Source organism: Pseudomonas kitaguniensis (genome assembly GCF_009296165.1).
In the GTDB taxonomy this organism is placed as follows: Bacteria; Pseudomonadota; Gammaproteobacteria; order Pseudomonadales; family Pseudomonadaceae; genus Aquipseudomonas; species Aquipseudomonas kitaguniensis.
Map to the genome: position 1 here is coordinate 1 of NZ_VUAZ01000174.1, position 22,080 is coordinate 22,080.

Consider the following 22,080-nt stretch of genomic DNA (forward strand, 5'->3'; position numbering starts at 1 on the left):
GCTGACCCACCGCTCAGGTCTAAAGCCCGGCAGACGTCAACATGTGGGAGGGGGCTTGCTCCCGACGGCGGAGTGTCAGCCGGCTTATTCATCAACTGACAAAATGCTATCGGTAGCCAGCCCCCTCCCACAGTGATTTTGTGTTGGGCCTGAGATCACCATTACTGCTACTGACCCACCGCTTAGGTCTAAAGCCCGGCACACGTCAACATGTGGGAGGGGGCTTGCTCCCGATGACGGAGTGCCAGCCGACTTATTCATCCACTGACAAAACGCTATCGGGAGCCAGCCCCTCCCACAGTGGTTTTGTGTTGGCCGGGTAATGACCATTCAGCTGCTGAATGGAAGACAACGCTTTTCAGTCAGCTACTCTGAATGCCAGCCCATCTATTAATAAGAGGCCGCGCACATGAGTACTTCCTCATTCAAGATCGCCCACAAACTGCTGACCGGCGCGGGTGCCATTGAGCAATTGGCTGCCGAACTCACGCGCCTGGATGTAGATAACCCGCTGATCGTCACCGATGCCGCGCTGGTCAAATCCGGCACGGTTGCCCTGGCGTTGGCGCACTTGGGCGACCGCGCCTACGAGATTTTCGACCGCGTGCTGCCCGACCCGGAAATCGCCATCGTCGAAGACTGCATGCGCGTGTACCGCGAGGGCGGGCATGACGGCCTGATCGGCCTGGGCGGCGGCAGTGCTATCGACATTGCCAAGAGCGTCGCGGCCTATGCCGGTTACCACGGCGCACTGGCGGACCTGTTCGGCGTCGATCAAGTGCCGCGTAAAGGCCCGCCGCTGATCGCCATCCCGACCACCGCCGGTACGGGCTCGGAAGTCACCAATGTGGCGATCCTCTCCGACAAGGTCGCGCAGCTGAAAAAAGGTATCGTCAGCGACTACTTGCTGCCGGATGTGGCGCTGATCAGCCCGCAAATGACCCTCACCTGCCCGCGCAGCGTTACCGCCGCCAGTGGCGTGGATGCGCTGGTGCACGCGATCGAATCCTACCTGTCGCTGAACGCCTCGCCGATCACCGACGCGCTGGCCATCGGCGCGGTCAAGCTGATCGCCAACGCGCTGCCCAAGGCCTACGCCAACCCTGCCAACCTGCAGGCGCGCGATGACATGGCCACCGCCAGCCTCATGGCCGGCATGGCATTCGGCAATGCCGGCGTGGGCGCGGTGCATGCGTTGGCGTACCCGCTGGGTGGGCGCTTCAATATTGCCCACGGCGTGAGCAATGCCTTGTTGCTGCCCTACGTGATGCACTGGAACAAGCTGGCCTGTGTCGAGCGCATGCGCGACATTGCCCAAGCCATGGGCGTAAACGTAACGGGTTTGAGTGTTAACGATGCCGCCGACCAGGCCGTAGAGGCGATGACGCGACTTTGCGCCGCGGTCGAGATCCCGGCGGGCCTGCGCACCTTCGGGGTTCCCGAGGATGCTATCGCGGCCATGGCCACGGAAGCGGCGGGCATCGAGCGGCTGATGCGCAACAATCCGCGCAAGCTCAGCGCGGCGGATATCGAGAAAATCTACCGGGCAGCTTACTAGTCGTTGAGTCAGGTCACGGTGCGCAGGGCAAAGCATGAGGTATACAATGCGCGCCATCGTGATTTAGCTCAAAAAGGTGCGTCATGCAGCCCTTCGTTATCGCTCCATCGATTCTCTCCGCCGATTTCGCCCGCCTCGGTGAAGAAGTGGACAAGGTGTTGGCCGCCGGTGCCGACTTCGTGCACTTCGATGTCATGGACAATCACTACGTGCCCAACCTGACCATCGGCCCGATGGTTTGCGCGGCGTTGCGCAAGTACGGCATCACCGCGCCGATCGATGCGCACCTGATGGTCAGCCCGGTAGACCGCATCATCGGTGACTTCGTTGAAGCCGGCGCGACCTACATCACCTTCCACCCGGAAGCCTCGCTGCACGTCGACCGCACCCTGCAACTGATCCGCGAAGGCGGCTGCAAGGCGGCCTGGTATTTAACCCGGCCACGCCGCTGAGCGTGCTTGAGTACGTGATGGACAAGGTCGACATGGTCTTGCTGATGAGCGTCAACCCGGGTTTCGGCGGGCAGAAGTTCATCCCCGGCACCCTCGACAAGCTGCGCCAGGCGCGTGCGCTCATCGATGCCTCGGGGCGGGACATCCGCCTGGAAATCGACGGTGGGGTCAACGTCAATAACATCCGCGAAATCGCCGCTGCCGGTGCCGACACGTTCGTCGCGGGCTCGGCGATCTTCAATGCGCCGGACTACCAGCAAGTCATCGACACGATGCGAGCCGAACTGGCGCTGGCGCGTCCATGAGCGGCTTCGAGCAGTTGTTCCCCGGCAAACTGCCACGGCTGGTGATGTTCGATCTGGACGGTACCTTGATCGACTCGGTGCCAGACCTGGCAGCCGCCGTGGACGAGATGCTGCTCAAGCTGGGGCGCAAGCCGGCCGGGGTCGAGTCGGTACGCGACTGGGTCGGCAACGGCGTGCAGATGCTGGTGCGCCGCGCGTTGGCCAACCACATCAACGCCGAAGGGGTGGACGACGTCGAGGCCGAACACGCGCTGGGGTTATTCAATGCGGCGTATGAAAGCAGCCACGAGTTGACGGTTGTGTACCCCGGCGTGCGCGACACCCTCAAGTGGCTGCACAAGCAAGGCGTGGAAATGGCCTTGATCACCAACAAACCGGAGCGTTTTGTTGCGCCGCTGTTGGACCAGATGAAAATTGGCCGGTATTTTCGCTGGATCATCGGTGGCGATACCTTGCCGCAAAAGAAACCCGACCCGGCGGCGCTGTTTTTCGTGATGAAAATGGCCAATATCCCGGCCTCACAGTCGTTGTTTGTCGGTGATTCGCGCAGCGATGTACTCGCCGCAAAAGCTGCGGGCGTGCAGTGTGTGGCGCTGAGCTACGGCTATAACCATGGCCGGCCGATTGCCGAAGAATCGCCGGCACTGGTGATTGATGATCTGCGGTTGCTAATCCCCGGTTGCTTGGGAGCGGGCGCTGAGATAACGTTGCCCGATACCGACTCAACCCCTTCTGGAAATCCCATCGTGGTGGTCACTCGCAAACTCTGGATGAAAGTCATCAAGGCCCTGGCCCGCTGGCGTTGGCGCGCCTGACCGAGCCTGGCCGCGCTGCGGCACGTTTGCACACCTGACCGTTTGACCCTCAAGCCACGAGGCACCCCATGATCCGCGAAGAATTCCTGCGTTTGGCCGATGCCGGCTACAACCGTATTCCCTTGGCCTGCGAAACCCTGGCCGACTTCGATACGCCGCTGTCGATCTACCTGAAGCTGGCCGATGCGCCCAATTCCTACTTGTTGGAATCGGTGCAGGGCGGCGAAAAATGGGGCCGTTACTCGATCATCGGCCTGCCGTGCCGTACCGTACTGCGCGTGCATGACCACCATGTGAGCATTACGCATGACGGCGTCGAGATCGAAAGCCTTGATGTAGAAGACCCGTTGGCCTTTGTCGAAGCATTCAAGGCGCGCTACAACGTGCCGACCATTGCTGGCCTGCCGCGTTTCAACGGCGGGCTGGTCGGTTACTTCGGCTACGACTGTGTGCGCTACGTCGAAAAACGCTTGGGCAAATGCCCGAACCCGGACCCTCTGGGCGTGCCGGATATTCTGCTGATGGTGTCTGATGCGGTGGTGGTGTTCGACAACCTCGCCGGCAAGATGCACGCGATTGTGCTCGCCGACCCGTCCCACGCGGACGCCTTCGAGCAAGGCCTGGCCAGCCTTGAAGCGCTGATGGAAAAACTGCGTCAGCCGATCACTCCGCGTCGCGGCCTGGACCTCAGCCGTCCACCGGCTGCCGACCCGGTGTTTCGCTCCAGTTTTACCCAGGCTGACTACGAGCGCGCAGTCGATACGATCAAGGACTACATCCTGGCCGGTGACTGCATGCAAGTGGTGCCGTCGCAACGCATGTCCATCGACTTCAAGGCCGCGCCGATCGACCTGTACCGCGCGCTGCGTTGTTTCAACCCGACGCCGTACATGTTCTTCTTCAATTTTGGCGACTTCCACGTTGTGGGCAGTTCGCCAGAAGTGCTGGTGCGCGTCGAGGACAACCTGATCACCGTGCGCCCGATCGCCGGTACTCGCCCGCGTGGCGCGACCGAAGAAGCCGATTTGGCGCTGGAAAAAGACCTGCTGAGCGACGCCAAGGAAATCGCCGAGCACTTGATGCTCATCGACCTGGGCCGCAACGACACCGGGCGCGTCTCGGAAATCGGCTCGGTGAAGCTCACCGATAAGATGGTTATCGAGCGTTACTCCAACGTGATGCACATCGTCTCCAACGTCACTGGCGAGCTGAAAGCCGGGTTGACCGCGATGGATGCACTGCGGGCGATTCTGCCGGCGGGCACCTTGTCGGGCGCGCCTAAAATTCGCGCAATGGAAATTATCGACGAACTGGAGCCGGTCAAGCGTGGCGTGTACGGCGGCGCCGTGGGGTACTTTGCCTGGAATGGCAATATGGACACTGCGATTGCGATCCGTACCGCCGTCATCAAGAACGGCGAGTTGCATGTGCAGGCGGGCGGCGGAATTGTTGCCGACTCGGTGCCGGCCCTCGAATGGGAAGAAACCCTGAACAAACGCCGCGCGATGTTCCGCGCAGTAGCGTTGGCAGAGCAACCCCCACAAGACTGAAGCCACATGAAAGTCCAAATGTGGGAGGGAGCAAGCTCCTTCCCACATGGGTTTTCGGGCTTAGAAATCCAGGCTTACCCCGACACTGGCGCCTTGCTGGGTGAAGCTGTCGTCCTTGCGCACGTTATAAGCGGCGCGTAACGCCAGCGCCTCAGTCAGTTTGTGGCTGACGCCGAGGCTCAAGCGGTCCGAATTGCTGCGCGGTGTATAGCCGTCAAGTTTGAAGTCAATTGCTTGCACGCTGTTCAGCGAAATGCTCACCTTTTGGGTGTCATTTTCGAACTCATGTTCGTGGGCCACTTCGCCAAACACCTGAGTCTGCGCAGTGATGCGGTAGCTGCCCTGCAGGCCAACGCCGAGGCGCTTGGAGTCGCGTTGCTGGTCGTCGAATGTCAGCGCGGTGGAGCGGTTGTCTTTCTCCGAATAGCCATTCACTTCTACGCGCGCATAGTCGGCGCTGATGAAGGGTGACAGGTGCCAGTCGCTGCCGGCACCGGCGATGTCATAGCCCAAACGGCTGCTCAAGGCCCACAGCCAGCCATCGGTGTCGCCTTTTTCCGAGCCTTCGCTGACGCCGAGGGCGAACTTGCGTTTGAGGCTGTCGAAGTCCAGTTTGCCGCCGGTCAAGGCTACGTCGGCCCACCAGTGATTCTGTTGATACTGGGCGAACGCGGTGGCCATGTAGCTGTTGAGTTTGTAGTCCGAATCACTGGCGCCTGCTTCGAGCGTCTGCCGATACAGCCCGGCTGCAACGCCCACACGCCAGTTCTCGTCGAGCCGGTAGCTGCCGCCGATATTCAGGCTATAGCCACTGCCGTCGCCGCTGGCCGAACTGCTTTGATCGTCGAAGTCCAGGCGCTGCCCACCGCCAGCCACAATGGCCCGCCACTGCCCGACGGCTTGCCAGTTGCCGTTGTCGGCTTGCCATTGGTTGCGCAATTCATCCTGGTGGGCGCGCACTGTGCCTTGGGCCATTTCCGGCAGCAACGACAGTTCCCATGGCGCCGCGAGCAGGGAATAGGCGTAGTCGGCGATCAAGCGTTGCCCGGCGATGGTGGGGTGCACCGCGTCGTTGTAGATCAGCTTGGTCGGGTCCGGGTTGGTGCCGCCGATGCCATAGGTCGGGTTGGCGGTGCAACCGTTGCCGCTGAAGCAGGTGCCGGTGAGGTTTTGCCCGGTGGCCAGGCCAAAGCGGGCTGGGTCGGCGAAGCTTTCTTGCAGCAACAACGGAATATTCAGTGGGATGACTTGGGCGTCGATCTGCGACAGGCGTTGCACCAGCGCCTGGTTGAAAACACTGCTCAGCGCCGAACTCGTCGCCTGCAACGGGGTGCCGTTGATGGCCGGGGTCAGGCCAAGGTCGGGCAGCATCCACACCATGATGTAGCGCGCGCCGGCTTGTTGCAGCGTTTGGGCACTGTCGGCCAGGCGCCCGCCCGCGGCAACGGCCTGGCCGGCGCTGAGCACGCGCCCTTGCAGGAAGTCATTGCCGCCACCCGAAATAAAGTACAGCGCATTGGGATCGGCCCGCCCGCCGTTTGCCGGTAGATAACCCTGACGGCTGCGCAGCACGGTGCCGCCACCGGGGTTTCCAGGTGGAATCGTCGCATTGGAGACCGAGTTGATCGAGTCCAGGATATTGTCGGTACGGTAGCCGCCGACTGCCCAGTTGTTTCCGTCCGGCAAGCCTTGCGCGGCACGCACCGGTGAGGTCGAGGCATTCAGGTCGTTTGGCGCAACGCCCAGCTTTGAGCCCAACAAGGTTGATGACACCAGGCCAAAATCGCCCTGGAACGTCGGCCCGGTTCGGTTGGTGTAGCGCAAGGTGGCGCCATTGGAGCCGTCGGCGAGTTGGCCGGCGTCGGCCAGGCTATCGCCGAAAATCACCATGGTTGTGTACGGCGAAGGTGCTGCCAATGCTTGCGCGCAGGCCAGTGACAGGAGGCAGCCGGCCAGTGGCGCGAAAAACGGTGGTCTGAGCATGCGGGATTCCATCTCGTTATTTTTGTATCGGAAGCGAAACACTAATAATGTATTCAGGCTTTTCATCGAAGAAAACAGTTTTTTCCGATAAACACTCTGCGGTGATGCCCCCGTATTCGCTGCGCCATATTGCACCGCTGGCGAGGCTACGTTACTGTGCTGAAACGTATGAATGAGACCCTCCCCGTGTTGATTATCAGCAAACTCTTGATGCGAGTAATCAAGGCACACGCCCGTTGGCGTTGGCGCGCCTGACATTTTCTCTGCCGGCCGGCCGGACCTGTACCGATTTGCCTTCTTCACCTGTTGTTTGACGCCCCTTGCCGACTAACCCCGGCAACCGGAACGTGCGTCTGGCAGCGGGTCACTCTCTTGGAAGGCGGTCATTCGAAATCAGTGAATTCAAGAGGTTTGAACCCACATGTTGCTGATGATTGATAACTACGATTCCTTTACCTATAACGTTGTGCAGTACTTGGGCGAACTCGGTGCCGAGGTCAAGGTGGTGCGCAACGACGAGCTGACCGTCGCCGAAATTGCCGCCCTGAACCCGGAGCGCATCGTGGTTTCGCCTGGTCCTTGCACGCCGACCGAGGCGGGTATTTCCCTCGAAGCCATTCAGTATTTCGCCGGCAAGTTGCCGATTTTGGGCGTGTGCCTGGGGCATCAGTCCATCGGCCAGGCCTTTGGTGGTGACGTGGTGCGCGCACGCCAGGTGATGCACGGCAAGACCAGCCCGGTATTCCATACAGATGTAGGCGTATTCAATGGCCTCAACCTGCCGGTGACCGTCACCCGTTACCACTCGCTGGTGGTCAAGCGCGAAACCCTGCCGGAATGCCTGGAAGTCACGGCCTGGACCCAATTGGAAGACGGCTCGGTCGACGAGATCATGGGCCTGCGCCACAAGACATTGAATATCGAAGGGGTGCAATTTCACCCTGAATCGATCTTGACCGAGCAGGGCTACGAGCTGTTCGCTAACTTTCTCAAGCAGAGCGGCGGCACGCGCTAAGGACTTTCCATGGATATCAAGACTGCCCTGAGCCGTATCGTCGGCCATCTGGACCTGAGCACCGCTGAAATGAGCGATGTGATGCGCGAGATCATGACCGGCCAATGCACCGACGCGCAGATCGGCGCGTTCATGATGGCCATGCGCATGAAGAGCGAAAGCATCGACGAAATCGTCGGCGCCGTGTCGGTGATGCGTGAGCTGGCGGACAAGGTCGAGCTGAAGACCCTCGACGGCGTCGTCGATGTGGTGGGCACCGGCGGTGACGGTGCGAATATTTTCAACGTGTCGACCGCGGCCTCTTTTGTGGTTGCGGCGGCCGGTTGCACAGTGGCCAAGCACGGTAACCGCGCGGTCTCCGGCAAGAGCGGCAGCGCCGACTTGCTGGAAGCGGCCGGGATCTATCTGAACCTCACGCCGGTACAAGTGGCGCGGTGCATTGACAGTGTGGGTATTGGCTTCATGTTTGCCCAGTCGCACCACGGCGCGATGAAACACGCCGCCGGCCCGCGCAAGGACCTTGGCTTGCGCACCCTGTTCAACATGCTTGGCCCGCTTACGAATCCGGCCGGTGTGAAACATCAGGTAGTCGGGGTGTTCAGCCAGGCGCTGTGCCGGCCATTGGCCGAAGTGTTGCAGCGCATGGGCAGCAAACATGTGTTGGTGGTGCACTCCAAAGATGGCCTGGACGAATTTAGCCTGGCGGCACCGACCTTTGTGGCGGAGCTGAAGAATGACCAAATCAGCGAGTATTGGGTCGAGCCCGAAGACCTCGGCATGAAGAGCCAGAGTTTGCATGGCCTGGCCGTTGAAAGCCCGGCAGCATCGCTGGAACTGATTCGCGATGCCTTGGGGCGCCGCAAGACTGAAAACGGCCAGAAAGCTGCAGAAATGATTGTTCTGAATGCTGGCGCGGCGCTTTACGCGGCGGACCATGCTTATAGTCTCAAAGAAGGTGTCGCCTTGGCCCACGATGCGTTACACACCGGGCTGGCTCGCGAAAAACTCGAAGAGCTGGGAGCCTTTACCGCTGTGTTCAAAATGGAGAATGAAGGATGAGTGTTCCGACCGTTCTGGAAAAAATTCTCGCGCGCAAGGCTGAAGAAGTTGCCGAGCGACGTGCGCGTGTCAGCCTCGCCGAGTTGGAAGGCTTGGCGAGAAGCGCCGATGCGCCGCGCGGCTTTGCCGATGCGCTGATAAAGCAGGCCAGAGAAAAGCAGCCCGCGGTGATTGCCGAGATTAAAAAAGCCTCACCCAGCAAAGGCGTGATTCGCGAGATCTTCATTCCCGAAGAGATTGCCAAAAGCTATGAGAAGGGTGGCGCAACGTGCCTCTCGGTGCTGACCGACATCGACTATTTCCAGGGCAGCGACCTGTTCCTGCAACAGGCTCGCGCTGCGTGCAAGTTGCCGGTCATCCGTAAGGATTTCATGGTCGACCCGTACCAGATTATCGAAGCGCGTGCCTTGGGCGCGGACTGCGTGCTGCTGATCGTATCGGCACTGGATGACGTGAAGCTGGCTGAGTTGGCGGCCGTGGCCAAAAGCGTTGGCCTGGATGTATTGGTAGAAGTGCACGACGGCGATGAGTTGGAGCGTGCACTGAAAACCCTCGACACACCGCTGGTCGGGGTCAACAACCGAAACTTGCACACGTTCGAAGTCAGCCTCGAAAACACCCTCGACCTGTTGCCGCGTATTCCGCGTGATCGGCTGGTGATCACCGAAAGCGGCATCGTCAACCGCGCCGACGTAGAACTGATGGAAATCAGCGGCGTGTATTCGTTCCTGGTCGGCGAAACCTTCATGCGCGCCGAAAACCCTGGGGCAGAACTGCAGCGTTTGTTCTTCCCTGAGCGTGGCGTGGCGGCGGTCAGTGGTTCGACCCTGGATTGACCTGAAACACGATCAACGGGGGGAGGGCGCAAGCCCCTTCCCACATTGGGTGTTGTGTTTATTCAGATGGGTAGGTGTTTGATGACTCAGCCAGTCAGGATGACCATTGAAGCAGGGCTTGCCGCCGAGCAGGACTTGTTGGCTGCCGTTTGCGCCGGTGAGCAGGCATTTGGGCTGCTGTTCTGGCAGCCCAGCGATCAAGCGTTGGTCATGCCGCGTCGTTTGAGCCGCTTGCCAGCCTTTGATGCGGCCAGCACAGTCTCTTCAGATGCTGGTTGGCCGGTGTTGCTGCGCGAAACCGGCGGCGAACCGGTGCCGCAGTCTGCCGCTACGGTCAACATCGCCCTGGTTTACGCGCCGCCGCGCAGCGAAGGCGATCAAGGGCGCATCGAAACCGGTTACCAGCGTTTGTGCCAGCCGATCTGCGATGCGTTGATCGCGTTGGGCGGTGATGCCAGTCTCGGTGAAATCGACGGTGCATTCTGCGATGGCCGTTACAACGTCAACCTCAACGGCCGCAAGATGGTCGGCACCGCCCAGCGCTGGCGGCAAAGTGCGGGTCGCCCGGTGGGGTTGGTGCACGGGGCGTTGTTGCTGGATAACGACCGCGAGGAATTGATCGCGGCGGTCAATCGCTTCAATCAAGCGTGCGGGCTTGAGCAGCGGGTGCGTGCCGACAGCCACATCGCGCTGCATGAAGCCTTCCCCTCAGCAGATGTGCTTAGCCGGCTCGACCGCGCGTACCGCCAGATGCTGGCCGGTTTCCCTGCGGTTTAACGTGTACCGAATACCACCATCGTCTTGCCTTTGACGTTTACCAGGTTGCGCTCTTCCAGGTCTTTGAGCACGCGACCGACCATTTCCCGTGAACAGCCGACAATGCGCCCGATTTCCTGGCGCGTGACTTTTATCTGCATACCATCCGGGTGGGTGATGGCGTCGGGCTGTTTACACAATTCCAGCAAGCAGCGCGCAACCCGGCCGGTGACGTCAAAAAACGCCAGGTCGCCCACTTTGCGTGTGGTGTCGCGCAGGCGCTGGGCGATCTGGCCGCTCAGGGCGTAGAGGATGTCCGGGTCCTGTTGGGCCAATTCACGGAATGTGGTGTAACTGATTTCGGCGACTTCACATTCCACCTTGGCCCGCACCCACGCGCTGCGTTTCTGTTCTTTACCGGCTTGTTCAAACAGCCCCAACTCGCCAAAAAAATCCCCGGTATTGAGGTAGGCGATGATCATCTCGCGGCCCTCTTCATCCTCGATCAGGATGGTCACCGAGCCTTTGATAATGAAGAACAGTGTTTCGGAACGTTCGCCCGCGCAAATAATGTTGTGCTTGGCCGGGTAACGCCGGCGTTGGCAGTGCATCAGCAGCTTGTCGAGATTCTTGATCTTGGGTGTGGGAGTCAGAGCAACCATGGTTGTATCCCGAAAAGACTGCGCGATGTGGTTGGATTTATTCTTTCAGCGTGTCGTGATTGATACACGCAGTACAAAGCATGGCGATGCGCCATTCATTTGGCGCCAGCTTAACAGACACATTCTGTCTCGATTGGGGAATTTATCCGGCAACCGGCTGACATTGGTGGTTTTTATGCAGAGCGCTGTGGTTGCAAGGCCCTGTGCTAAGCTGGCGACCCTTTTTTAGCAGTGGAGTCTGGGCGATGAAGGCACGCATCCAATGGGCGGGCGAGGCCATGTTCCTCGGTGAATCAGGCAGTGGTCATGTGGTGGTCATGGACGGCCCGCCGGAAGCCGGTGGGCGTAACCTCGGCGTACGCCCGATGGAAATGCTCCTGCTGGGTGTCGGCGGTTGCAGCAATTTCGACGTGGTCAGCATTCTGAAGAAGTCCCGCCAGGCTGTGGAAAGCTGCGAAGCGTTCCTGGAAGCCGAGCGCGCGACTGAAGACCCCAAAGTATTTACCAAAATCCACATGCATTTCGTGGTGAAGGGGCGGGCGTTGAAAGAAGCTCAGGTCAAGCGTGCCATCGAGTTGTCGGCTGAGAAGTACTGCTCGGCGTCGATCATGCTCGGCGCAGCCGGTGTGGCCATCACCCATGATTACGAAATCATCGAGCTGGGCTGATCGTTGCAGGCTGTTGCAGGAGCCAAGCGTTCGCCGCGCTCCTGCACAGTGCCGTCAGACGCGGTAGGTGCTTTTGGTCATGACTTTGGCCAGCAGGCTCATGCCGAACCGCACGGGCGCCGGGAAGCGAAAGCCACCGGCATCCAAAGCGCTGTCTGCGTGGTGCTGTTCATCAATGCGCATCTGCTCAAGAATGGCGCGGGATTTCTCGTCCTCGGCCGGCAGTTGCTCCAGGTGTTCATCCAGGTGCTTGCACACCTGATGTTCCGTCGCGGCGACAAACCCGAGGCTGACCTTGTCGCTGATCAGGCCCGCGGCCGCGCCAATACCGAACGACAAACCATAAAACAGTGGGTTCAGCACGCTCGGGTGGCTACCCAGTTGGCGAATACGTTGCTCGCACCACGCCAAGTGGTCGATCTCTTCCTCGGCAGCATGCTCCATTGCGGCGCGCACTTGCGGCAGCTTGGCGGTCAGCGCCTGGCCCTGGTACAGCGCCTGGGCACAGACTTCGCCGGTATGGTTGATGCGCATCAGGCCGGCGACGTGGCGCGTGTCGGTCTCGCTCATCTGCGCATCGGGCTGCACGATGGCGGGCGATGGGCGATACGGTTGGCCACTGAACGGCAGCAACGTGCGCATGGCGGTGTCGGCTTGCAGCAACAGACGGTCAATCGGCGAGTAGTGACGTTGGGTAGTCATGCTGACCTCCGGAAGAATCTCGGCGGTCAGTTTACCGCAAGAGAGGGCGAAGCGTTTGTGCTGAGTCAATTTGCCCCTGTGGCAAGGGCACTCAGCCCGGCGGCCAGTGCATCTGGCGTTGGCCGAGCACGTGCATATGAATGTGATAGACGGTTTGCCCGCCCTCTTCATTGCAGTTCATGACCACGCGAAAACCCTTCTCGCAGCCTTGTTCCACCGCCAGCCGCTGGGCGGTGAACAGAATGTGCCCTGCCAGGGCTTTGTCGTCTTCGGTCAGGTCATTGAGGGTGCGAATGGGTTTTTTCGGGATGACCAGAAAATGCACTGGCGCCTGCGGTGCGATGTCGTTGAACGCCAGCACCTGATCATCTTCGTAAATGATCGTGGCGGGTATTTCTCTGTTGATGATTTTGGTGAACAGAGTATCCACAGCTGTGTCTCCATTATGAAAGTGCAACGGCAGTGTACCCAGCCTGTCAGCGCGGGCAATAGGCCTTGTTGATCGCGCCGGCTATCTTGCGCGTCAGCCAACGCGGGGTGAAACGCGGGCTGAGGGTGAGCCAGCGGTTGCGTCGCCCAGGAATGATGATCGCGCGGTTTTTTTCCAGCGCGCGCACGGTGTAGAGCGCCACTTCTTCGGCGCTCATCAGTGTTGTGCTGCGGTCGAGTTTGACCGTGTCCATTTGCGCGGTGCCGAAGAACGCCGTGCGCGTGGGGCCAGGGCAGAGCACCGAGACCTTGATGCCGCAGGTTTTCAACTCTTCGCGCAGGCCTTCGGAGAAATGCAACACATAGGCCTTGCTGGCGTAATAGCTGCTCATCCAGGGGCCGGGCTGAAAGGCGGCGATTGAGGCGACATTGAGTATCTGCCCACCGCCGTGCAGCGCCATGGCGTTGCCCAGAGCGTGGCACATGCGGGTCAGGGCCAGAATGTTGACTTCAATCAGGTCTTGTTCAGTCATCCAGTCCTGAGCCAAAAATGGCCCGCTGGTGCCGATCCCGGCGCAATTGACCAACAGGTCGATCTGCCGCTCACCTTCTTCAAGTTCCAGCAGAAAACCCGACAAACGCAGCGGCTCGCCCAGGTCACAGGCACGAAACAGCACCTCGACGCCAAAGCGTTGAGTCAATTCGATTGCAATACTTTCCAACTGATCACGCTGGCGGGCTACCAAAATCAAGCTGCGGCCGCGACGGGCCAATGCTTCGGCCAAGGCCAGGCCGATGCCGCTGGAAGCACCGGTGATCAGAGCGTAACGGGTCATGCCTTTCTCCATCGCAACGCCACCGTGCCTGTGACAGAGGCATCACAGGCGACGGGCGTTTTCTCACTGTTCTGGAGAGTCTACAGGTTCGGCTGTGTCGTCAGCACTTTGCACGTCTTCTTCATCAACGTTCGCGCTTTGATCGGCGGCGTCATCAGAGGTGATCGAGCTGCTTTCGTAGCGATTGCCCAGGTTGGCTTCGAGCTGGTCAAAGTAGCCGTTCATGCCCAGTGCGAGCGCGATGGCGAGTATCACCGGAATGAACGCCAGCCACAGGGCAGCGAGTACTTTTACCGCTTTGGAGTTGCGCGGCGGCGGCGGGCCGTATTGGTTGGCGCCGGTATTGCCCGGCAGCACCAGCAACAGCAGTGGGAAAATACTGTTCACCAGCGGCACCAGGTTCAGCAGGTACAGCCAGCCGGACCAGCCGAGGTCGTGCAGGCGCTGCACACCGATTTGTACGCTAACGCACACCAGCGCCACAAACAGCGCCAGCCCCAGCAGCACGCCCAGAATAGTGCCTGCAGTCGGCGAGGCGGTCGCTACGGCGAAGCTCGCCGTGCTGATGATGCCCGAGGCGACCAGCATGGCAACCGACATAACCAGCGTCCAGGCCAGGTAGCGCAGGCGGCCGATGCGCCCGTGGGTGGTGAAGACTTTAAGTGTCGAGAACTCTGCGGTGTGGTCTCCGACTGCCGCGCGTGGCGGGGCATACGGCGACGCCGAAGGGTTTGCAAAATCAGCGGCAGCAGGCGCCGTCTCGTTGGTTTTATCAAGGCTGAAGGTTAGCGGCTGTTCAGGCTCGATACGCGCATCGACGCCAGCGTTTTTCAACGCGAGCAGGTAGGTGTCTGCATCGGCGCTGGAGAGGTCACGCTTAAGCGCAACCGTGCTGCCGGTGAAGAGCCTTTCGATGGCTTGCACATCGCACTTGAACAGTTCAGCGAGGTTCAGCTTGGCAGTAGTGCTTTCGACGCCTGGGAGCAAGGCTCCGTCAAACACAATCTTGAAACGGTTGTCGCTCATGCAGGCATCCTTGTCACTTGATCAGGAAGGGGAATGCAGGCCAGCTTCAGTCGGCAGGCCTGGTGGTTGTCAGCGTGGCCAGTGTAACTGCGCTGCGTGTTCGCGCGCCTTCCGGTATTCGGCATCCAGGCGAGTAATCAGTTCACCAACGCTGGGCAAGTCATCAATTTCGCCGACACCTTGGCCGGCAGACCATACGGTCTTCCATGCCTTGGCTTCGTCGCCCAATGGTTTGAGCTTGGCGCCGGCGCTGCCGTCACCTTTGGCCTGCAGCGCTTTGATGTCGAAGCCGGCGTTTTCCAGGCTCTGGCGCATAAAGCTCGCGGGTACTCCGGAGACGGCGGGCGTGTGCACAATGTCGGCGGCGCGTGAGGTCAGCAGCATCTCTTTATACGCGTCCGGGGCGTGGCTTTCGGTGGTGCCGATAAAGCGCGTACCGAAATACGCGAGGTCTGCGCCCAGCAATTGGGCGGCAAGGATCTCGTGCCCGTGGTTAAGGCAGCCTGCCAGCAGCAGGGTTTTATCGAAGAACTGGCGAATCTCGGCGATCAGCGCGAACGGGCTCCAGGTGCCTGCGTGGCCACCGGCGCCTGCGGCCACCGCAATCAGGCCGTCAACCCCGGCTTCGGCAGCCTTTTCGGCATGGCGCCGAGTGGTGACGTCGTGAAACACCAGGCCACCGTAACTGTGCACGGCATCGACCAGTTCCTTTACCGCGCCCAGGCTGGTAATGACAATCGGCACTTTGTGCTCGACGCAGATCGCCAAGTCGGCTTCAAGCCGTGGGTTGCTGTTGTGCACGATCAGGTTGACCGCATAGGGCGCGGGGTTGTCGAGTTGCGCCAGGCCCGCTTCGATTTCTTCCAGCCAAGCCTTGAAGCCGCTGCTTTCGCGTTGGTTGAGCGCCGGGAAACTCCCGACCACCCCGTTACGGCAGCAGGCCAGTACCAGTTGCGGATTGGAAATCAGAAACATCGGCGCCACCACTACAGGCAAGCGCAGACGTTGTTCAAGCAAAGCGGGCAGCGACATCGTAATGACCCCAAGTGATTGACGTTAGAACGGTTTGACCACAACCAAAATTACGATAGCCAGCAATATCAGCACGGGCACTTCATTGAACCAGCGATAAAACACATGGCTACGCGTATTTTCGCCACGCGCGAAGCGTTTTACCTGCGCGCCGCACATATGGTGGTAACCAATAAGCAGCACAACCAGGGTCAGCTTGGCGTGGATCCAGGCGCCTGATTGAAAAATAGCCGGGTTAAGGATGATCAACCAGATGCCCAATACCAGGCTGGCGATCATCGAAGGGCCCATGATGCCGCGGTAGAGCTTGCGCTCCATCACGCAGAAGCGGTCTTTGCTGACGGTGTCCTTGCTTTGAGCGTGGTAGACGAACAGGCGCGGCAGGTAGAACAGCGCGGCAAACCAGCACACGATGGCGACGATATGGAAAGCTTTGACCCATAAATAGAGCATTTTTAGTTATTCCCAGGTTCACGGTAATAGGGATAGTAGTGGCTGATGCGCCCATACGTCACGTTGATGGTTGTCGCAGGACGGTACGGCCCCTATTATCGACGGCTTTCCAATGGGTTCGTTGAGGGCAGTTTTATGGTCAAGGTCGGTATCGTCGGCGGCACGGGTTACACCGGTGTCGAGTTGCTGCGTCTGTTGGCTCAGCATCCGCAAGCTGAGGTGGTGGTCATCACCTCCCGATCCGAGGCCGGGCTGGCTGTTGCCGATATGTACCCGAACCTGCGAGGCCACTATGACGGCCTGGCGTTCAGCGTCCCGGACATCAAGACCCTTGGCGCTTGTGATGTGGTGTTCTTTGCCACGCCTCACGGTGTTGCGCATGCCTTGGCTGGCGAACTGCTGGCGGCCGGCACCAAGGTCATTGACCTGTCGGCTGACTTCCGCTTGCAGGATGCCGATGAGTGGGCCAAGTGGTACGGCCAGCCGCACGGTGCACCGGAGCTGCTTGAGGAGGCCGTTTATGGTCTGCCGGAAGTCAATCGTGAGCAGATCAAGCAGGCGCGTCTGATCGCGGTGCCGGGTTGCTATCCGACCGCGACGCAGCTGGGTTTCCTGCCGTTGCTGGAGGCCGGGCTGGCGGACGCTACGCGTTTGATCGCCGACTGCAAATCGGGCGTCAGCGGTGCCGGTCGCGGTGCGGCGGTAGGGTCGCTGTACTCCGAGACCTCGGAAAGCATGAAAGCCTATGCGGTAAAAGGGCATCGGCACTTGCCTGAAATCCGCCAGGGGCTGCGTCGTGCAGCCGGTAAGGAGGTGGGCCTGACCTTCGTGCCGCACCTGACGCCGATGATCCGTGGCATTCACTCCACGTTGTACGCAACCGTCGTGGACCGCTCGGTGGACCTGCAAGCGCTGTTTGAAAAACGTTATGCCAACGAACCGTTCGTCGATGTCATGCCTGCCGGTAGCCATCCGGAAACCCGCAGTGTGCGCGGCGCCAATGTGTGCCGTATTGCCGTGCACCGTCCGCAGGATGGCGACCTGGTGGTGGTGCTGTCGGTGATCGATAACCTGGTCAAGGGCGCGTCGGGCCAGGCAGTGCAGAACATGAACATCCTGTTCGGCCTGGACGAGAAGCTCGGCCTGTCGCATGCAGGCATGCTGCCTTAAGGCTTAGCCGCTGATGTGCAAAAGGCCCGTCGAACGGGCCTTTTGTGTTTTTAAGGGCGGCAGAGCAGATTGATATACCGTAACAATAGTTGACCGATTTTCTAGGAGAAGCGGATAATACCGCCCATTACGCATATGGCGGCGTTACGCCGGGAGATTATCAGCATGAGCGTTGAATCCTTCACCCCCACGGCTTTGCAATTCACCCACGGTGCTGCGCACAAGGTGAAGAGCCTGGTCGATGAAGAGGGTAATGATCGCTTGAAGCTGCGCGTATTTGTTACGGGCGGCGGTTGTTCAGGGTTTCAGTACGGTTTTACCTTCGATGAAGATGTGGCCGATGACGACACCATCGTCGAGCGCGAGGGCGTCAGCCTGGTCGTGGACCCGATGAGCTTCCAATACTTGGCAGGCGCCGAGGTGGATTACCAGGAAGGTCTGGAGGGTTCGCGCTTCGTGATCAAGAACCCTAACGCTACTACCACCTGTGGTTGCGGGTCTTCGTTCTCGATCTGATCGACAGACTGGCTCAGGGCGAATAAAAACGCCGCGTGGCTTGATAAGCCACGCGGCGTTTTGCTGTCTGCCGATTATGCCGGGCAGTCACGCCGGGTAGATCGCGCCCAGTACACGTAGCCCACGGGCGCCAGTCACGCTGGGGCGATTGGCGGCAATGCCCTCAAGGCAGCAATGGGCCAACCACGCGAACGCCATGGCTTCGACCCAATCCGGGTCCACTCCGTAAGTGGCGGTGCTGCTGACATGGGTGGACGCCAGTAGCGCCGCCAGACGGTTCATCAGCGTGGCGTTGTGCGCGCCGCCCCCACAAATCAACAGCGTTTCAGTCTCTGCCTGGGCCGCTTGCAGCGACTCAACGATGGTCAGGGCGGTCAGCTCAAGCAGCGTGGCCTGCACATCCTGCGGCTGGAAAGCCGGCAGACGGCTGAGGTGCTGTTGCAGCCATCCGAGGTTGAAGACTTCGCGCCCGGTACTTTTCGGGCCTTTGGTCAAAAAGAACGGATCGCTGAGCAAGGCATTCAGTAGTTGAGGCTGGACCTCGCCAGTGGCTGCCCACTCGCCGCCGCGATCAAAGTGCTCGCCGCGTTGTTGGTGTATCCAGGCATCGAGCAGCACATTGCCCGGGCCACAGTCGAAGCCGGCGACCGGTTTGCCGGTCTCGATCAGGCTGAGGTTGCTGAACCCGCCGATATTCAACACGGCACGGTTGCCGCGGCTTTCACCAAACAAGGCTTCATGAAAGGCTGGCACCAGCGGTGCGCCTTGGCCACCGGCGGCAACGTCGCGGCTGCGAAAGTCGCTGACCACGGTGATGCCGGTCAATTCGGTGAGCAATGCAGGGTTGCCGATCTGTACGGTAAAACCGCGTGCCGGTTCATGGCGAATGGTTTGCCCGTGGCTACCAATGGCGCGGATGTCTTGAGGTGTTAAGTGCTGCTGGTTCAACAGGGTGTGAATGCCTTGGGCGGCAAGCGTGACCCAGTGTTGTTGGGCAATTGCCGAACGAGCGATCTCGTCCGGGCCGCTGGCGCATAGGCCCAATAGCTCGGTGCGCAGGGCATCAGGCATCGGAATGTAGTGAGTGGCGATCAAATTGATCGCCGGGTCTTGCTCGATCAGGGCGATATCCAGGCCGTCGAGGCTGGTCCCGGACATCACACCTATATAGAGCGCCATACCTTAACGCTTCGCCGAAGCCAGCAGGGTGGAGCGTTCCTGGTCCATGCGGGCCATCAGCGGTTGGCTCTGTTGCAGGAAACGAGCGCGCTCGGCCTTGGCGATCGGGTCAGCCATTGGCAGCTTCTGGCCCAGCGGGTCGACGTGCACGCCATTGACCTGGAATTCATAGTGCAAGTGCGGGCCCGTGGACAGGCCGGTGGTGCCGATATAACCGATTATTTGCCCTTGCTTCACGGTGCCGCCGGTCGAAACGCCTTTGGCGAAGCCTTGCATGTGGCCGTACAGCGTACGGTAAGTGTTGCCGTGCTGGATGATCACGGTATTGCCGTAGCCACCGCGACGCCCGGCCAGCAGTACTTTGCCATCACCGGCTGCCTTGATCGGCGTGCCGCGTGGGGCAGCGTAATCGACGCCTTTGTGCGCGCGGATTTTGTTCAAAATCGGGTGCTTGCGGCCCATGGAGAAGCGCGAGCTGATACGCGCGAAATCCACTGGTGTACGAATGAAGGCCTTGCGCATGCTGTTGCCGTCAGCCGTGTAATAGCTGCTGGTGCCTTGTTTGTTGGTGTAGCGAACCGCCGTGTAGGTCTTGCCACGGTTAGTGAAGCGTGCAGAAAGAATGTTGCCGGTGCCCACGACTTTGCCATTGGCGACTTTCTGTTCGTAGATCACGTCGAACTCGTCGCCCTGGCGAATATCCTGAGCGAAGTCGATGTCGTAGCCAAACACGCTGGCCATGTCCATGGTCATGCTGTGGGACAAGCCGGCGCGGGCGGCGGACTGTGACAGTGAGCTGTTGATCACGCCGTGCACGTAGGCGGAGCGCATCACCGGCTTGGTGGTGATGCGGTTGAACGCAAAGCCTTTGGCGCTCTTGGTCAGGGTGATGCTTTCGAGGTCGCTGACGCTGCTGTGCAGGTTGTTCAACTGGCCGTCGGGCGCCAATTCAAACTCGAGTTTCTGACCGTGTTTGAGCTGGGTGAATTGTTTGGCTTGTTTATCGCTCGCCAACACCTCATTAACAGTAGCGGCGGGCAGGCCAACCTTTTCGAACAGCGTTGAAAGCGTATCGCCTTTGGCCACGATCACTTCGCGGTGCAGAGGGTTCTTGGCAGCAGGCGCCGCAGGCTGGTCTTGAGCGGCCTGCCGCGTGTCTTCGGGCGTGCTGTCTATCTGCGCAAAGGGTGATTCAGCAGGTGCATTTGTGGCTTGTTGTGCGTCGGCAGCGTCTTGGTCTTGTGTCAGTTGCTCAGCGGGACTTTCCAGGTCAAGGCTCAGGGAGGTTCGTTTGGCTTCTACGTCACTGGAAGGGAATACCAGGAGTGCCAGGCTGAGGAGGGCGGCGATACCACTTGCGGCGAGCAGGTGGGTCTTCGGGTAAAGCGGCGGCGCTTTAGACGGTTCTGTGGTCATAAGTAATTTTGACTTTGAAGATGAAATGGAAAAGATGAATGACATGATGAAGATGAAATAACTGTATAAAATATAACCAAATCATCTGTGGCGCAAGCTCGCGAACGCTGGGCTTGCCGAACGGTGGCCGTGCGCAGGGCAAAACTTGTAATTAGTCCCTGATCTTGTATGGTTGGTTCCCTTTTGAATCTGAGCCTTGCGGGTCTGTTATGAAGTCGGTTGAAGAGCAGCTAGCGCTGATAAAACGTGGTGCGGAAGAACTGTTGGTCGAGGCCGAGCTGGTTGAAAAGCTCAAACGTGGCCAACCCTTGCGGATCAAGGCTGGCTTTGATCCTACGGCACCGGATCTGCACCTCGGCCACACCGTGCTTATTAATAAGCTGCGTCAGTTCCAGGAACTGGGGCATCAGGTCATCTTCCTTATAGGTGACTTCACCGGGATGATCGGTGATCCGAGCGGCAAAAGCGCAACGCGTCCACCGCTGACGCGTGAGCAGGTTCTGGCGAATGCCGAGACCTACAAGACTCAGGTGTTCAAGATTCTCGACCCGGCCAAGACCGAGGTGGCGTTCAACTCCACCTGGATGGACCAGATGGGGCCGGCGGACTTCATTCGCCTGACGTCCCAGTACACCGTTGCACGCATGCTTGAGCGTGATGATTTCGACAAGCGCTACTCCACCCATCAACCCATCGCTATTCACGAGTTCCTCTACCCACTGGTTCAGGGTTATGACTCGGTGGCGTTGCGGGCGGATGTTGAGCTGGGTGGCACAGACCAGAAATTCAACCTGCTGATGGGGCGTGAGCTGCAGCGTGCGTATGGGCAAGAGGCTCAGTGCATTCTGACCATGCCGTTGCTGGAGGGGTTGGATGGCGTCAAGAAGATGTCCAAGTCCTTGGGTAACTATGTAGGTATCCAGGAAGCACCGGGCGTGATGTACGGCAAGCTGGTTTCGATTCCGGATGCGCTGATGTGGCGTTACTTCGAGCTGTTGAGCTTCCGCTCGATGGATGAGATCAATGCGCTGCGTGCAGAAGTAGAGGCGGGTGCGAATCCGCGTGATGTGAAGATCAAGCTGGCGGAAGAGATCGTTGCGCGTTTCCATGGTGACGAGGCTGCGGCCAGCGCTCACCGTGCAGCGGGTAATCGCATGAAGGATGGCGAGTTGCCGGATGATCTGCCGGAGATCGAGCTGACTGCTACCGAGGCGATGCCAATTGCTGCCGTGCTTAATAAGGCGGGCCTGGTGAAGAACTCGGCGGTTGCGCGTGACCTTCTGGCTTCCGGCGGTGTGCGTATAGATGGTGAGGTTGTGGACCGCACCTTTATATACGAGCTGGGCGCTACCCACGTCTGCCAGGCCGGGAAGAAGGCATTTGCGCGTATTTCGCTCAAATCCGAATAAACCTGCAATTAAGTGTTGACGGCGTTTTATATCTGTCTATAATTCGCCCCACTTCCGGCGCAGTCGAAACGGAAAACTCCTTGGTAAACAAAGAGTTATGCGAGATTCGACAGCGAGTTGCTTCAGTTCATCGAAGCCCAGAAGGAGTTGGTAGAGCAGCGTTGTTTGGCTCTATTAACGTTTCGATCTTCTCGGTCGAAAGTGGAGAAAAAGAGGTGTTGACAGCAGCGTGTAACGCTGTAGAATTCGCCTC

21 protein-coding genes and 1 pseudogene are annotated in these 22,080 nt (G+C 59.6%); 12 read left to right on the forward strand and 10 right to left on the reverse strand.

Annotation, left to right across the window (positions count from 1 at the left end):
- Positions 1-409: 409 nt before the first annotated feature.
- The 4 genes and pseudogenes from F0169_RS24980 (at position 410) to trpE (ending at position 4,680) form a co-directional block, all read left to right on the forward strand.
- Positions 410-1,558 (forward strand): iron-containing alcohol dehydrogenase, encoded by a 1,149-nt coding sequence (locus F0169_RS24980; RefSeq protein WP_099234690.1) that lies wholly within the window; start codon positions 410-412, stop codon positions 1,556-1,558.
- Positions 1,559-1,641: 83 nt separating this feature from the next.
- Positions 1,642-2,315: pseudogene (rpe, locus tag F0169_RS24985) on the forward strand (ribulose-phosphate 3-epimerase).
- Positions 2,312-3,130: a phosphoglycolate phosphatase gene (locus F0169_RS24990; RefSeq protein WP_058415275.1), complete on the forward strand. Its 819-nt coding sequence runs from the start codon at positions 2,312-2,314 to the stop codon at positions 3,128-3,130. The pseudogene rpe and the gene F0169_RS24990 overlap by 4 nt, the downstream one beginning before the upstream one ends.
- A gap of 68 nt (positions 3,131-3,198) precedes the next feature.
- Positions 3,199-4,680, forward strand: coding sequence for an anthranilate synthase component I (gene trpE, locus F0169_RS24995; protein ID WP_122251723.1), 1,482 nt, complete (start codon positions 3,199-3,201; stop codon positions 4,678-4,680).
- A 60-nt stretch (positions 4,681-4,740) separates the two neighbouring features.
- Here trpE and estP read toward each other — a convergent pair whose 3' ends face one another.
- Positions 4,741-6,663, reverse strand: coding sequence for an esterase EstP (gene estP, locus F0169_RS25000; RefSeq protein WP_152747912.1), 1,923 nt, complete (start codon positions 6,661-6,663; stop codon positions 4,741-4,743).
- 421 nt (positions 6,664-7,084) lie between these two features.
- Between estP and F0169_RS25005 the strand changes: the two genes are divergently transcribed.
- The 4 genes from F0169_RS25005 to F0169_RS25020 all read left to right on the forward strand — a co-directional run bounded on the left by F0169_RS25005 (position 7,085) and on the right by F0169_RS25020 (position 10,350).
- Entirely contained in the window at positions 7,085-7,678 is a 594-nt protein-coding gene (locus F0169_RS25005; protein ID WP_058415278.1) for an aminodeoxychorismate/anthranilate synthase component II, read from the forward strand.
- A 9-nt stretch (positions 7,679-7,687) separates the two neighbouring features.
- Positions 7,688-8,737 (forward strand): anthranilate phosphoribosyltransferase, encoded by a 1,050-nt coding sequence (gene trpD / locus F0169_RS25010; protein ID WP_058415279.1) that lies wholly within the window; start codon positions 7,688-7,690, stop codon positions 8,735-8,737.
- On the forward strand, positions 8,734-9,573 hold the full coding sequence (trpC, locus tag F0169_RS25015) for an indole-3-glycerol phosphate synthase TrpC (RefSeq protein ID WP_058415280.1): 840 nt from the start codon (positions 8,734-8,736) through the stop codon (positions 9,571-9,573). The genes trpD and trpC overlap by 4 nt, the downstream gene beginning before the upstream one ends.
- Positions 9,574-9,654: 81 nt before the next feature.
- On the forward strand, positions 9,655-10,350 hold the full coding sequence (locus F0169_RS25020) for a lipoate--protein ligase family protein (protein ID WP_152747913.1): 696 nt from the start codon (positions 9,655-9,657) through the stop codon (positions 10,348-10,350).
- Here F0169_RS25020 and crp read toward each other — a convergent pair.
- Positions 10,347-10,991 (reverse strand): cAMP-activated global transcriptional regulator CRP, encoded by a 645-nt coding sequence (gene crp, locus F0169_RS25025; RefSeq protein WP_058415282.1) that lies wholly within the window; start codon positions 10,989-10,991, stop codon positions 10,347-10,349. The two genes, F0169_RS25020 and crp, sit on opposite strands and share 4 nt — an antisense overlap.
- 245 nt (positions 10,992-11,236) lie before the next feature.
- Here crp and F0169_RS25030 point away from each other — a divergent pair, with 245 nt between their 5' ends.
- Positions 11,237-11,659: an OsmC family protein gene (locus F0169_RS25030; RefSeq protein WP_005792019.1), complete on the forward strand. Its 423-nt coding sequence runs from the start codon at positions 11,237-11,239 to the stop codon at positions 11,657-11,659.
- A 54-nt stretch (positions 11,660-11,713) separates the two neighbouring features.
- Here F0169_RS25030 and coq7 read toward each other — a convergent pair whose 3' ends face one another.
- The 6 genes from coq7 to hemJ form a co-directional block, all read right to left on the reverse strand.
- Positions 11,714-12,361, reverse strand: coding sequence for a 2-polyprenyl-3-methyl-6-methoxy-1,4-benzoquinone monooxygenase (gene coq7, locus F0169_RS25035; RefSeq protein ID WP_058415283.1), 648 nt, complete (start codon positions 12,359-12,361; stop codon positions 11,714-11,716).
- Positions 12,362-12,452: 91 nt separating this feature from the next.
- Positions 12,453-12,791 (reverse strand): histidine triad nucleotide-binding protein, encoded by a 339-nt coding sequence (locus F0169_RS25040; RefSeq protein ID WP_058415284.1) that lies wholly within the window; start codon positions 12,789-12,791, stop codon positions 12,453-12,455.
- 46 nt (positions 12,792-12,837) lie between these two features.
- Positions 12,838-13,626 (reverse strand): SDR family NAD(P)-dependent oxidoreductase, encoded by a 789-nt coding sequence (locus tag F0169_RS25045; protein WP_152747915.1) that lies wholly within the window; start codon positions 13,624-13,626, stop codon positions 12,838-12,840.
- A 63-nt stretch (positions 13,627-13,689) separates the two neighbouring features.
- Positions 13,690-14,652, reverse strand: a complete 963-nt coding sequence (locus F0169_RS25050; RefSeq protein WP_152747916.1) for a DUF805 domain-containing protein — start codon at positions 14,650-14,652, stop codon at positions 13,690-13,692.
- Between the two features lie 69 nt (positions 14,653-14,721).
- Positions 14,722-15,684 carry an NAD(P)H-dependent flavin oxidoreductase gene (locus F0169_RS25055; protein ID WP_152747917.1) on the reverse strand — a complete coding sequence of 321 codons (963 nt, stop codon included), beginning with the start codon at positions 15,682-15,684 and terminating at the stop codon, positions 14,722-14,724.
- Positions 15,685-15,708: 24 nt separating this feature from the next.
- Positions 15,709-16,137 carry a protoporphyrinogen oxidase HemJ gene (gene hemJ / locus F0169_RS25060; protein WP_058415288.1) on the reverse strand — a complete coding sequence of 143 codons (429 nt, stop codon included), beginning with the start codon at positions 16,135-16,137 and terminating at the stop codon, positions 15,709-15,711.
- A gap of 135 nt (positions 16,138-16,272) precedes the next feature.
- Here hemJ and argC point away from each other — a divergent pair, with 135 nt between their 5' ends.
- Both argC and erpA read left to right on the forward strand, forming a co-directional pair.
- Positions 16,273-17,307, forward strand: coding sequence for an N-acetyl-gamma-glutamyl-phosphate reductase (gene argC, locus F0169_RS25065; RefSeq protein WP_058415289.1), 1,035 nt, complete (start codon positions 16,273-16,275; stop codon positions 17,305-17,307).
- Between the two features lie 165 nt (positions 17,308-17,472).
- Positions 17,473-17,823 (forward strand): iron-sulfur cluster insertion protein ErpA, encoded by a 351-nt coding sequence (erpA, locus tag F0169_RS25070; protein ID WP_003176443.1) that lies wholly within the window; start codon positions 17,473-17,475, stop codon positions 17,821-17,823.
- 87 nt (positions 17,824-17,910) lie between these two features.
- Here the strand turns inward: erpA and F0169_RS25075 are convergent, their stop codons facing one another.
- Positions 17,911-19,002 (reverse strand): anhydro-N-acetylmuramic acid kinase, encoded by a 1,092-nt coding sequence (locus F0169_RS25075; protein ID WP_152747918.1) that lies wholly within the window; start codon positions 19,000-19,002, stop codon positions 17,911-17,913.
- Positions 19,003-19,005: 3 nt separating this feature from the next.
- Positions 19,006-20,418: a peptidoglycan DD-metalloendopeptidase family protein gene (locus tag F0169_RS25080; RefSeq protein ID WP_152747919.1), complete on the reverse strand. Its 1,413-nt coding sequence runs from the start codon at positions 20,416-20,418 to the stop codon at positions 19,006-19,008.
- A 209-nt stretch (positions 20,419-20,627) separates the two neighbouring features.
- Between F0169_RS25080 and tyrS the strand changes: the two genes are divergently transcribed.
- Positions 20,628-21,827, forward strand: coding sequence for a tyrosine--tRNA ligase (gene tyrS, locus F0169_RS25085; protein WP_152747920.1), 1,200 nt, complete (start codon positions 20,628-20,630; stop codon positions 21,825-21,827).
- The last annotated feature ends 253 nt before the right edge of the window (positions 21,828-22,080 follow it).